This is a genomic window from Bacteroides nordii, from assembly GCF_019930665.1.
GTDB lineage: Bacteria > Bacteroidota > Bacteroidia > Bacteroidales > Bacteroidaceae > Bacteroides > Bacteroides nordii.
The window spans coordinates 884850-897998 of the sequence record NZ_CP082886.1; the positions used below are offsets into that span (position 1 = coordinate 884850).

The following is a 13149-nucleotide window of genomic DNA, read 5'->3' on the forward strand; positions in this document are numbered from 1 at the left end:
GTTATTTTTGATATATTTGCGCCCATATTTAACTTAAACGTTATTGAATAATGAAAAAAGTATTAGTTTCTATTTTCATTGCAGGTGCAGCACTTGCAATGTCATCTTGCCGCTCTTCCAAAGAGGCGACTTCTTTATCTTCTATGAATGGTGAATGGAACATTATTGAGATAAATGGTACAGCTGTTGTACCGGGTCAAGGTCAGCAGATCCCTTTTATAGGCTTTGATACTACCACCGGAAAAGTATATGGTTACACCGGATGTAATCGTTTAATTGGATCAATTGATGTGAATGCGAAAGCAGGTACAATTGATCTGGGAGCATCGGGCAGTACTCGTATGGCTTGTCCGGACATGACCCTTGAACAGAATGTATTGAGTACTTTGGGACAGGTGAAGGGATATAAAAAAATGGGGAAAGCAACAATGGCTCTCTGTAATGCTTCCGATCGTCCTGTTGTTATACTTCAAAAGAAAGCTGCCGATGTGAAAGTGACTGATTTGAAGGGTGAATGGAACATTACGGAAGTGAATGGAGAAGCAGTTCCTACAGGTATGGAGAAACAGCCTTTCATTGCTTTTGATGTGAAAGAACAGAGAATTCATGGCAATGCCGGATGCAACCTGATCAATGGTGGTTTCAAAACGGAGGAGGGGAATGCTCTTTCAATTTCTTTCCCTGCTGTAGCATCTACTATGATGGCATGTCCTGATATGGAAACTGAAGGCAAAATTATGAGTGCCCTGAATGAAGTGAAATCGTTTGGTAAACTTGCTGGTGGTGGCATTGGCTTGTATGATGCGAATAATACTTTAGTATTAGTGCTTACCAAGAAATAGAGAAAAGTATATATTAAATAAGTATAGTGTAGCCTCGGATGAACAAATGTTGTACATCCGGGGCTATGTGTTTATGTCTGAATATAAGGAAGGTAGATGGCTTTTGCCTTAGAGAAGTACTCTTTTCTTCGGTGAGAAGCGCTGTACGACATGTGCATCTCGTACAGCGCGACATGTGCATCTCGTGCAGTACGACATGTGCATCTGGTACAGTACGACATGTGCATGTCGTACATCGTTCCTTACCAACCTTGTACAGGTTGAGTCCTATCATACGCTATGAAGGTCTTACTGAAGTATTGCTTTATCCTTTATTTTTTAGTATGATCCAGATAATGACTGGAGCACCAAAGAGGGCTGTCACGGCATTGACGGGGAGTGTACCTTGAAAACCAGGCATTTGTGAAATAAGGTCACATATTAATAGGATGATGGCTCCGCACAGCATAGAAGCCGGAAGAATAATCCGGTGATTAGGAGTCTGGAACAATCCGCGGGCAATATGAGGCATTGTAATCCCAATAAAAGCAATTGGTCCGGTGAAAGCCGTTGAAGTGCCTGCTAATAGTGCTGTAGCGAGAATAATCCATAAACGTAGTTGGGTGACAGAAATACCCAGTCCGCTGGCGTAGTTTCTACCTAAGAGCAATACATTCAACTGTTTTTGCAAAAGTAGCGCCAGAAAGATTCCACTGATAATGATGGGAGCCATTACTGCCATTTGTCCCCAACCGACAGAAGACAGGCTACCGAATGTCCAGGTAATGAATAGTTTCAGTGTGTCCGGATTGCTCATGCTTTGCAGAATACTTACTATTGCTCCGGCAAAATAACCGAACATCATGCCTATTATTAACAAAGAGACAGTCTGCGGTATGCGAATGGACACGATTATAACCAACAATAGTACACATACTGCTCCAATAATAGCAGCCATAACCTGTCCCCATCCGGTAATGAGCCAAAGGGGAAGGGTAGAAGTTCCTAATGTAAGTAAGGCAACTCCCAGGCTGGCACCGGAAGTAACTCCCAATACGTCGGGGCCTGCCAATGGATTATGAAACAGTGTTTGCATCAGTACGCCGGCTACGGAGAGGGCTCCTCCCGCCAGTATGGCAGTAATAGCTTTAGGTAGCCGGTGATTTAATATGATTTCATGATAAATAAGATTATCGCTGTTTCCTGTTAAGGTTGCCCACACATCAGATAATGACAGGTTGACACTGCCAATAGCGATATCGGCCAAAAAAGCACAAATCAGCAATCCGCCTAACAAAAAAAACAGAGGATAATTTTTCATTATTTCAGTCGTTCGTAATAGGTTAGTTCGTATTCAGATAAGAGGCTGGGATGGCAGATTTTAATCATGTCATTCAGTAGTAAATCAGGACGTGCAACTCCGCTTTCCCAGTAGTCATTTCCCCCGGTAGCATTTATTCGTTTGTTTGTGTTGTACACGTTGCCTTCTTTGTAGGCTTTGAAAAGTTTGTATTTGCTATCTGTTTTTCCTAATTCTTCAAGTGAAGAAGTCTGTACACCTATCCATATATCCGCTTGGTTGAAGTTCACTAATACCTCTTCTATATTGCTGGGGATGCTGGTGCTGGTTGAATCTTGTGAGTATTTGTACGAGGCTCCGGCATCACGAAACAATTGGGCTGTATAACTTTTACCACCTGGTAATGACCAGGTACCGCGATAATCCTGTCCGGAGAAGATAGATGGAGCATATGAGAGTACCAGTGCTTTCATTTTTGAATCGTTATAGCGTTGTTCTATTCCCGTATATATACTGTCAGCCAGTGCTTCTTTATCAAAAAAGGCTCCGATAAATTTAATCCATTCGGCACGTCCCAGCAAAGTTGGTTCTTGCCACTCTATATTATATATAATATTAAGTCCTGTTTGCCGCATTCGTTTGCTATTTTCATCTTCGGTATTATAAGCAGTAGTCATGACAGCTTGTGGATGGAGTAGGAGCAGGTTCTCTATATCGAGATTGAAAGCATCTCCCAAATCTTTAATTTGTCCTTTTTCTACTCCCTTTAGAATAGCCGGATTATAAATATAATCAGAATTGCATACTCCCGTCACTTTGTCAAGTTCTCCTAACAGTTCGAGGAAGCCGAGGTGGGTAGCTGAATTTGTCATCAGGCTCTTTAACGGAATAGTAATCTTATGTCCGTCTTCGGGCACTGCAATTGTCTCATCTTTAACGAGATAATATTTATCATATATTTCTCCTGGTTTCCAGGGGTTATATACAGTAACAATAGTATAAGTGTCGGTGTGTGCTATACCGAAACCTTGGGCTTGTGACAGAGAAACGGGAGTACCCTCCTGTAGCACTGTTTCCTTTTTTGTTTTTCCGCCACAGGCTGTCAACAAAACAAAAAGGCAGATGTATAAAATACGGTTTGTCATATCAGGGTTGTATAAATTAGAAATTAGTAGTTGGTAGTTAGTAGTTAGAATCCTTGCGGCGTAATAGTATTGATATGCCGAAAGGATTCTAACTACTAACTACCAACTTCTAACTTCCAACTACAAAGATAAGAATTTATTTTTTCCATCGAACCAGAGCCGGTTACATTTGTTGTATGAAGCAATCATGCTTGCAGCCCTGTGCCTGCTGCGGCAGCTTCTATCGTTAAAAACTGTCGTTTTGGCAGAAAATATGTCACTAACTAATGTAATTTCCTTTTGGCACACGGTTTGTTTTTTAGTTGTCGTCCGTTTGAAAGATATCCTTGAAAAAAGGCGCTGAACGACAACCGGACAAAAGGAAATTAGAATAATAAATAATATAAAAGTATAAAGATCATGGGAAAAATTATTGGTATTGACTTAGGAACAACAAATTCATGTGTTTCTGTATTCGAAGGAAACGAACCGGTAGTAATTGCAAACAGCGAAGGTAAACGTACAACTCCTTCTATTGTTGCATTTGTTGATGGTGGCGAACGTAAAGTAGGTGATCCTGCAAAACGTCAGGCTATCACAAATCCGACAAGAACAATTTTCTCTATTAAACGCTTCATGGGTGAAAATTGGGACCAGGTGCAAAAAGAAGTAACTCGCGTTCCATATAAAGTAGTAAAAGGTGATAATAACACTCCGCGTGTTGATATTGATGGTCGTCTTTACACTCCGCAGGAAATTTCTGCAATGATTTTGCAGAAAATGAAAAAAACTGCTGAAGACTATCTTGGACAAGAAGTAACAGAAGCAGTTATCACTGTACCTGCATACTTCTCTGATTCACAACGTCAGGCTACTAAAGAAGCCGGACAGATTGCCGGACTGGAAGTAAAACGTATCGTAAATGAACCGACTGCTGCTGCACTTGCTTACGGTCTTGATAAGGCACACAAAGACATGAAGATTGCCGTATTCGACCTTGGTGGTGGTACATTTGATATCTCTATCCTTGAGTTCGGTGGTGGTGTGTTTGAGGTACTTTCTACTAATGGTGATACTCACCTTGGTGGTGATGACTTTGATCAGGTAATTATCAATTGGTTAGTTGAAGAATTCAAGAAAGATGAAGGTGCTGATCTTACACAGGACCCGATGGCTTTGCAACGCTTGAAAGAAGCTGCTGAAAAAGCTAAGATTGAATTATCTTCTTCTACAAGTACAGAAATCAACTTACCGTATATTATGCCGGTAGGTGGTGTACCTAAGCACTTGGTCAAGACATTGACACGTGCTAAATTTGAATCTCTGGCCCATAATTTGATTCAGGCTTGTCTTGAACCATGTAAAAAAGCAATGCAGGATGCAGGTCTGGGTAACTCTGATATTGATGAAGTAATCCTTGTAGGTGGTTCTTCACGTATTCCTGCCGTACAGAAACTGGTTGAAGATTTCTTTGGTAAAACTCCTTCTAAGGGTGTTAACCCCGATGAAGTAGTAGCTGTCGGTGCTGCTGTACAGGGTGCTGTGTTAACAGACGAAATCAAAGGCGTGGTATTGTTGGATGTTACTCCGTTGTCAATGGGTATTGAAACACTGGGTGGTGTGATGACTAAGTTGATCGATGCTAACACAACTATTCCCGCACGTAAGAGTGAAACATTCTCTACTGCTGCTGATAATCAGACAGAAGTAACTATTCATGTGTTGCAAGGTGAACGTCCGATGGCTGCACAGAATAAATCAATCGGTCAGTTCAACCTGACAGGTATCGCTCCGGCTCGTCGTGGTGTACCCCAGATTGAAGTAACATTCGATATCGATGCTAACGGTATCTTGAAGGTATCTGCTAAAGATAAAGCTACCGGTAAGGAACAAGCGATCCGTATTGAAGCTTCCAGTGGTTTGAGCAAAGAAGAAATTGATAAGATGAAAGCAGAAGCAGAAGCTAATGCTGAGGCAGATAAGAAAGAACGTGAGAAGATTGATAAACTGAATCAGGCTGACAGTATGATTTTCTCTACTGAAAATCAATTGAAAGAACTGGGTGATAAGTTGCCTGCTGACAAGAAAGCTCCGATTGAAGCAGCTTTGCAGAAACTGAAAGATGCTCACAAAGCGCAGGATCTTGCAACTATTGACAGTGCTATGGCTGAACTGAATACTGCATTCCAGGCTGCAAGTGCTGAGATGTATGCACAGAGCGGTGCACAAGGTGGTGCTCAGGCTGGTCCGGATATGAACGGTGGACAACAAGCTGGTGGACAGTCTAATGGTGGACAGGATGAACATATTCAGGATGCAGACTTTGAGGAAGTCAAATGATTCCGATAAGGAAACAGATAATAAACAATAAGCAAAAGCGTGCAGCTCAATGAGTTGCACGCTTTTTGCGTTTATGGGGTTCATGGTTGCTATTCGTTTTCTATGGGCTTTTTTTATCTCTTATTTGCGACATGTTTGCGACAAGACAAAAAAGTAGATAATGTGGTACTTAATCACACTTATACATACTAATACATACTTAAAAGTAGATAACATGCCAACAATCGGATTTGAAATCAAACGGAAGTGTAAGGTCTGCGGCAAAGTGTTTGTCGCAAAAACACTTGACAGTCACTATTGTTCCCCTAAATGTGGTAAAGTGGCTTGGAAACGCAAAAAGGATGCAAAGGATAGAAACGCGAAGTTAGAAGCCATTGCCAAACAAGTATCAGACATCAGAGAGTACATTTCTGTAAAGGAAGCCGTCGCTATGTTCGGGGTGGAACGTAGCACTCTGTATCGCCTGATTAAATTGGGACGTATTCCAACTATCAATATGGGTACAAGGCTCACACGTATCAAACGCTCTGAAATGGAACGGCTTTTTCTAAACAGACCGGAAAGTATTGCGGAGAAAGAAAAGCCTGCTCCTAAAATATACAGCTTAGAGCCGGAGGATTGCTATACCATTACTGAGATTTGTGAGAAGTACCATATTAATGACAGTTCAGTATGGGCACATGTTAGAAAATACTCTATTCCCTCAAGACAAATAGGAGACTATGTGTATGTACCCAAGCAAGAAATTGATAATCTATATAAGTCAGAAGTAGAATGAAGAAAGCATTACCTAATACCAAAGTGACCGTCAAACTCAGAAGGTCGAATTATAAAGAAGAGTGGTATCTGATTATAGAATCATACCCAGTTTATAAGCGAGGTTCTAAACGGGCAAGCCGTGTGGTGGAATCCATTAACCGGACTATATCCACGCCTGTTTGGGACAAATTGTCCATTGCACAAAGTGGAATGAAAGATGTTCCCATAAGTTTATTGCTCGGTTTGAGGATTAATTACAATGCGCCAATAGCCACCATGGTCTGCTCCTTCACGAGACAAGATTCCCATAGAACGAAGCTTTGAAATATGTTTTTCTACGGCTCGGGAGCTTATTCCTATTTTATAGGCCATTGTTTCTGCAGACATTGATGGGTCGGAAATGACGAAATCAATAATCTTTTGTGCGGTTTTCCCAATGTTTTTAGATTTGTTTTTCGAATCTCCGAACTTTTTCTCCGAACCTTTTTGCATTATCTCCGAACCTTTCTCCGAACCTTTCTCCGAACTTTCTTGCGTATCACCGAAGGTTTTCACAGAACTTTTGCTGTTTACACCGAACCTTTCGACCGAACTTTCTTCGTTTACAGGGTACTTTTCGAGGGTACTATTTACCCTGTTGGCTACTTCTTCAACAGGTATTCTTCCGTTTTCGTTCCAGTTCAGATTATAGAATGTGGTGTAGAAAAAGGTCGCTTCCGTTTGATATTGCGGTTCTTTTCCTTGCAGGAAATTAGGCAGCTTCTCCGTAAGTTCCCGCATTTTGCGTAAGCCGGAACCACGTTTCTCCATATAGTCCAACTGTGTGAACACGTCCGCAATGACGGGATTACGGCGCATGGAAGGCACTTTGAATATGTCACGGTCTTGAATTTGTGTACCGTCAAGCATAGCACCGGGTGATACCAGTTCTACGCGGTCATCATAAATGTCGATATGTACTTCACCACCCATCACGGTATAATCTCTATGGATAAGGTGGTTTACCAGTCCTTCAAAGATGGCACGGTCGGAATAGTCGGGAAGATTTAGGCGATAATTGGGCATCTTTACCCATCCGCTCATAGTGTAGTTCTTGATGAAGTCCATGCCATATTTCAATAGCAATACAAGGTTAGCCCGATGCTCTACGGAACTGATAGCATCATCCTTATAGAGTCCAGTCCAACGGGTACAGAAAATACGCGATTGAAATACCGTGCAGTTATCCACAAACAGTAATCCGGCATTGGTCAGTTTACCTTCAGGAGTAACCAGACCGAATGATTCCAGATACTTGTCATTCCATTCTTGATGGGTTTGCTCGCGGAATGTATTGGCCAGGATGATGAAAGAGTGCTTGCTGGCATCCACTTGGGTAGGAAGAGAATCCCACGTCATGTGCGTGCCTTTCAACACCAATGAAAGAAGTTGTTGCGAATTACACTCTACGCTTTCATTGCCCACTCGTACATATGCGGTACGTGTCCCGTCTTGATAGTAATAATAAGGTGTCAGCGTTCCTGCCTTTACTTTTACTTCAAGCAGGGTATGTCCTTCGTGTTCAATCGGAATAAGTTGTATTTCCGGCACAGGGTCAAGTCTTGCCTTGATGGTTTCGCTGATAAAGTCGGCATCGGTTTGTGGATTATTTAAACCTACAATCACTCCGTCGTCGTTCACTCCATAGAACAAACTGCCACCATCCGTATTGGCAAAAGCCGATATGGATTTAAGCCATGACTTTACTTTTTTACGTTCCAACATTTCCTTGAAATCATAAGTTGAACATTCCGCCATCAATGTATTGTTATGTATTTGCATTATTCTCTTATTATTCGTATAATATTTTAATTCTTATCACAAAGGTAATGATATTGTGATAATTTCAAACGTTTTAGCTTACAAAGAAAGCATCAAGTCAGCCAAAAGAACAGCTGTTTCCGGTTCATTCTTTTGTGCATCTTTAGGTTTCCATGCCACCACGAACCGTACAGATGCGGATTTCACCTTGTAACCTCTTTGTTCCCATTCGGATAATGTATCCTGCATTTTTGATGACAACTTAGCTATGGGTTTATCAGTCAATGAACTATACAAAAAGAAATTACTGTGAGTCAAGGAGTCTCCTCCTCTCAATGCCAAGATTTCTTGTTTTCGTTCTTTGAAGAATCCCAAATTGACATCTTTGTGAGAGAGTTGCAGTACAATTTCTTCAGGCATGTCATATTGTCGCTGATCCATAAGATATCGGTCTGCACTCAAATGATTGAAACAATCACCGTTTGTATGTATGAACAGCCTGTTTTTCGCACGGGTTATTCCTACGTAATATCGACGCATCAGATGGGCATCCTTTATATGATTGTCGGATATGAGCATATATACATCGTCAAACTCTCTGCCTTTGGCCTTGTGAATAGTTGATACCACAACGTCGGCTCCTGATACGTCGCAGAAGTCTTCCACCGACGACTCAAATACAAATTCTTTGAAGTCACTGAAATATTTAGTCTTGTTGGTTTGTTCAAACTGTTCCACACAACGTTTCACATACATCAAGCTTAGACTCCTGTCATAAGTAGAGAAGGTGTTATGCTTGGCTTCTTCCCACAGCTCTTCCGTGATTAACGGTGTTTTTATCCGCTTGTTTATATACCTCAGGAAATATCTCATTTCGGCCATATTCCAAAAACGTAGGCCGTCCATTGATTGTATCAGTTTACTGTTTATGCCATGTTTCCGCAAAAGAGCCATCAGGATAACGGCCTCTTCATTTGTTTGGGTCAGTACACAAGAAGTTCCTTTATCCCTATGTTGAAGCAAGTTTTCGACGAGCGGCTGATACATATATTCCGATTGATAGCGTATCACTTCAACCCAACCCTTTTCTTTTCTCATGGAGATAATTGGTGTACTTTTTATCCTTTTATGTATGTTTTTCAAGAATCCGTTGGCAAAATCCACCGGCTGGCGCGCACTGCGGTAATTTTCGGTCATTTCGACAAACGTGCTTCCGCTTTCTTGTGCCAGTCGGTACATATAACCGGAATCGGAACCGCGGAATTCATAGATGTTCTGGTCATCGTCTCCCACTGCTATCACACGCATTTCCTCATTATCAGTCATTAAAGCCTTTACAAGCGCATGCTCTTCGGCTCCCATATCCTGAGCCTCATCTATGACCAGCACCGTTTTGCCGATTTTATTTGGTTCTACTTCTCCTTGGTTGATCATCTCAGCTGCCTTTGTAACGACATTTTTTGCATCCTCAAGATTTCCTATCCGTCCCAGAAGATCGAAGCAATAGGAGTGGAATGTTTTTATTTCGACAAAATGGGCAGCGTTACCTATCAATTCCATGAGTCTTTGTTTGAATTCTGTTGCGGCTACTCTTGAAAACGTCAGCATCAGGAGCTGTTCGTGTTTTACGTCTTCAAGTAGCAGAAGTGAGGCCAGTTTGTGAACCAATACTCGTGTTTTTCCACTACCTGGACCAGCTCCGACCACAATGCAACGTGAATCCTTATCGGAGATAATTTCCATTTGCCGTTTGGACAATTGCCCAAATAACTGCTTGTATTTCTGTGGCGTCAAGTTACGTTGTATCTCGCTAATTCTGTCGCCTTTGAAATATTTTGTGACAAACTTCCTGTAATCCATTTGGAAATAGTCTTGAACATATTGCAGTGCTGCATGATAATCTTTCACCATCAAATTGGCATATTCGCCCACAATATGCACTTGTTGGATTTTCAGTTTGTAGAATTCATTTAGCATCCGGTAGTCGTCTTGCTTGTATCTCGACTTGTTATCCTTTATTCTTTGGATATTCATGGCATTATAAAGTACCAAGAAGCCGCCTTCAAGTTTTAGCGCACCGATTTTCGACAAGTATAGAAGTGCTTCTTCCACGTCTTCTAACTGAATGTCGTCAAGTCCGCCGAAAAGGGATTGAGGATTTGATTTTATTCGGTTTAGAAGTTCTACTACAGAGAACTGGATAGCTTTGCCGGGTGTGTTTTCCTTTTCTGCATCTGAGGCCAACTTGTATAACCATTCCACGGTAAAACGACTTATTTCCAATCGTTTTTCGAAGCGTCTGATGGTAGATTCCAAGTCTGCTTGACGGCTTATCTCCATATTACGGACCGCATCCTCTTTCTTACATGTATATCCTTTTACGGTAAGGAAATAGAGCAGAGTTCGGATGTCTTTTTCTTTGGATGTATTGATTCCGTCGTTTACGGCGTTCTCATTCAGTTGCTTACATGAAATTCGCAAAGAGCCGTCGGGAATATGGTTAAAGATATATTGTTCAAGTTTTGCAAAGCGTTCGAGGAGTATTTGCGACTTTCGTTCCGAATCACCTATATCCTGCAAATAGGCAGATATATCTTTGCTGTCTGCCAATATGCCTTCCTGTCGCATGCGTTCCACTACGGATATAACTTCTCTTTTGCTTAGTCCCAAGATATCTGCCAGATAGTCGATCCGTGATTCTGCCTCTGAATCCTGGGCCTTAGCGATGTGTTTTTGGGATATCAATGATTTGATGATGCGGATTGCCTTTTCTATTTCATCGCTCTCAAAGAGTACTGACGCTGAAATGCGTTCTCTTGCTTCGTCCATGTTTTTCACCGTGATTCCTGTGGCATATACATGAGGCACATTGTTTCCTCTTACCAAGTATCCGCTTTGCTCCAAAGCCGCTAGTGCTGTTCGTACACGGGTTTCAATGTCAGATACCGAATCGTCCCATCCTGCTTGCCGGGCAATTTCCAATGCAGAACAGTTGACTTTCATGCGCTGTCTGGTAAGGTTTTTGACAGCTTTCCATATTTGTTGTATTTCACTGATACTTAGTTTCGTTTGGTTTAGTAATATAAAATGTTTGTCCAAATCATTGTCACTATAAAGCACATAGCAACGTGCACTGAGGCCGGGATCACGACCGGCTCTGCCTGCTTCTTGAACGTAGTTCTCTAGCGAATCGGAAATATCATAATGTACCACAAGACCGACATCTTTCTTATCGACCCCCATGCCAAATGCAGACGTAGCCACAATGATGTGCACCTGATCGTTCATGAAGGCATCCTGGTTGGCAATTTTTTCATCAGCTTCCATTTTACCATTGAAAGGTAGCGCCTTGTAACCGTCACGCGTCAATTTAACTGCTAGTTCTTTTGTTCGTTTGGTACGTGATACGTAAACAATTGTCGGGCAATCGGATTCCGCTACAAGTTCTCTCAGCTTTAAATATTTGTCATTGTCACTTTCTACATGTATGACGGAATAGTGCAGATTTGTTCTTGAGGCTGTTGATGCGAATAACTCTAAGTTCAAGTCCAAGGTTTGCTTGAAATAGTCGCAGATGTCTTGTATTACTTTCTGTTTTGCAGTAGCCGTAAAGCAGGATACGGGGATCGGGTTTTTGCATTTTTTCTTTTGCTGGTACTTTCGGATGAATTTACCAATGTAGAGATAGTCAACTCTAAAATCCTGCCCCCATGAAGAAAAGCAATGCGCTTCATCTATTACAAATCTTACAACGTGGCGTGCCACCAATATTTTCTCGATTGTTTTTGAGCGAAGCATTTCCGGGGATATATACAACAGTGAGGCTTCTCCGTCTTGTACTCTTTGTATGGATAGTGCTCTTGTTATGGGGTCTAACATTCCATTTATGGTTACGGCATCCGTGATACCTCTGTCGGCAAGGTTATCTACCTGGTCTTTCATGAGAGACTGCAAAGGGGAGATGATAACCGTAAGCCCGTGCACGGAGTGTCCTGCCATGAGTGCCGGCAATTGGAAGGTGAGTGATTTGCCGCCACCGGTAGGAAATATCGCCAGCAACGATTTGCCTTTCACCGCTGCTTGGGCTGCTCGTTCTTGCAGTGGCTCGCCTTCGTATGTTCGGAAACGTTCATATCCGAAAAATGCTTTTAGATTATAGAGTACATCCAATTGCGTATGGCAGTAGCCGCAACCTTCCTGGCAATTAGTGTGGCGCAGGAGTTTTACAATAAATTCTACTTCCGGATAATTGTAAAGTACCCATCCGGGAGTGATAGAACGATAGTCGGTGGTCTCAATCAGAGCCAGTGCGTATGCCAATCCGCATGGATATTGTTCGATGAGCATGTCGAGGTCGGCATGATGGCAAATCTTTCCAGTATAAAGTTCTTTTATAAGTTCAGGTATTCCTTCATGGATATACTTTGCACTTACCATGCTAAGAAATCCCTCAAATTCTTTCTTGTCCTTCAGTAACGATGCGAATAGTATACGCTTTTTCTCCGGCAATGAATTCCAGCGTGCTATTTCGTCCAGTAATAAGTCTTTTGCTTTTTTGCAATCGTTCACCGGATTATTCATCTGTTCACTAATCAGTTTGTCATCTTTCACAAGCCTATGGTAAGGGCGTTCCGGGAATAATAAAGGCGAGACATAAAGTGTATCAACTAAAATCCAGCGGCATGTTTTGTTCGTGAACAGATATTTGGCATCATGATGAATGATATTATGGCCACAGATGTAATCTATGTTGTTTAAGAAAATAAACAGTTTTTCTTTTGAAGTTTTATGGAATGTAGTGTCATCATGTTTGAGTGCTCCTATATCATGAATTTTATGATCTTTCAAGCCGACTTCAACATCTACTATAGCATAATTTGTGGCACTACATGGTACAGAGATCGTTTTATTACCAATGATATTGTTTCTATCCTCGGTTTTCTTGATTCCTATGAGCTTGCTCCATATTGACATATATTCAATATAATAAATAGTTTTATAATTT

The 13149-nt window shown here is 41.5% G+C and carries 7 protein-coding genes and 1 pseudogene; 4 read left to right on the forward strand and 4 right to left on the reverse strand.

Annotated elements, in window-relative coordinates; genetic code table 11:
* Positions 1-50: 50 nt before the first annotated feature.
* A complete protein-coding gene (locus tag K8P02_RS03410; protein ID WP_025867723.1) occupies positions 51-842 on the forward strand; it encodes an META domain-containing protein in 792 nt (263 codons plus the stop codon).
* 304 nt (positions 843-1146) lie between these two features.
* On the opposite strand, the gene K8P02_RS03415 is transcribed toward K8P02_RS03410, so the two are convergent.
* Both K8P02_RS03415 and K8P02_RS03420 read right to left on the reverse strand, forming a co-directional pair.
* Entirely contained in the window at positions 1147-2142 is a 996-nt protein-coding gene (locus tag K8P02_RS03415) for a FecCD family ABC transporter permease (RefSeq protein ID WP_002561978.1), read from the reverse strand.
* Entirely contained in the window at positions 2142-3266 is a 1125-nt protein-coding gene (locus K8P02_RS03420; RefSeq protein WP_007484670.1) for an ABC transporter substrate-binding protein, read from the reverse strand. The genes K8P02_RS03415 and K8P02_RS03420 overlap by 1 nt, the downstream gene beginning before the upstream one ends.
* 399 nt (positions 3267-3665) lie before the next feature.
* Here K8P02_RS03420 and dnaK point away from each other — a divergent pair, with 399 nt between their 5' ends.
* The 3 genes and pseudogenes from dnaK to K8P02_RS03435 all read left to right on the forward strand — a co-directional run.
* A complete protein-coding gene (gene dnaK, locus K8P02_RS03425) occupies positions 3666-5585 on the forward strand; it encodes a molecular chaperone DnaK (protein ID WP_007484672.1) in 1920 nt (639 codons plus the stop codon).
* A 214-nt stretch (positions 5586-5799) separates the two neighbouring features.
* On the forward strand, positions 5800-6363 hold the full coding sequence (locus tag K8P02_RS03430) for a helix-turn-helix domain-containing protein (protein WP_025867725.1): 564 nt from the start codon (positions 5800-5802) through the stop codon (positions 6361-6363).
* Positions 6360-6548 (forward strand): annotated as a pseudogene (locus K8P02_RS03435) (site-specific integrase); the annotation flags it as partial. The gene K8P02_RS03430 and the pseudogene K8P02_RS03435, both read left to right, overlap by 4 nt.
* 27 nt (positions 6549-6575) lie before the next feature.
* On the opposite strand, the gene K8P02_RS03440 reads toward K8P02_RS03435, so the two are convergent.
* Together K8P02_RS03440 and K8P02_RS03445 are read right to left on the reverse strand one after the other, a co-directional pair.
* Positions 6576-8165 carry an RNA-binding domain-containing protein gene (locus tag K8P02_RS03440; protein ID WP_223382010.1) on the reverse strand — a complete coding sequence of 530 codons (1590 nt, stop codon included), beginning with the start codon at positions 8163-8165 and terminating at the stop codon, positions 6576-6578.
* A gap of 78 nt (positions 8166-8243) precedes the next feature.
* The gene (locus tag K8P02_RS03445; RefSeq protein ID WP_223382012.1) at positions 8244-13118 is read right to left on the reverse strand and encodes a RecQ family ATP-dependent DNA helicase; all 4875 of its coding nucleotides are present in this window, start codon (positions 13116-13118) and stop codon (positions 8244-8246) included.
* Positions 13119-13149 lie beyond the last annotated feature (31 nt).

Excerpts from the sequence above, each read along its gene's own strand:
- K8P02_RS03415 (WP_002561978.1), bottom strand. The coding sequence starts at position 2,142 with ATGAAAAATTATCCTCTGTTTTTTTTGTTAGGCGGATTGCTGATTTGT.
- dnaK (WP_007484672.1), top strand. The coding sequence starts at position 3,666 with ATGGGAAAAATTATTGGTATTGACTTAGGAACAACAAATTCATGTGTT.
- K8P02_RS03410 (WP_025867723.1), top strand. The coding sequence starts at position 51 with ATGAAAAAAGTATTAGTTTCTATTTTCATTGCAGGTGCAGCACTTGCA.
- K8P02_RS03420 (WP_007484670.1), bottom strand. The coding sequence starts at position 3,266 with ATGACAAACCGTATTTTATACATCTGCCTTTTTGTTTTGTTGACAGCC.
- K8P02_RS03440 (WP_223382010.1), bottom strand. The coding sequence starts at position 8,165 with ATGCAAATACATAACAATACATTGATGGCGGAATGTTCAACTTATGAT.
- K8P02_RS03445 (WP_223382012.1), bottom strand. The coding sequence starts at position 13,118 with ATGTCAATATGGAGCAAGCTCATAGGAATCAAGAAAACCGAGGATAGA.
- K8P02_RS03430 (WP_025867725.1), top strand. The coding sequence starts at position 5,800 with ATGCCAACAATCGGATTTGAAATCAAACGGAAGTGTAAGGTCTGCGGC.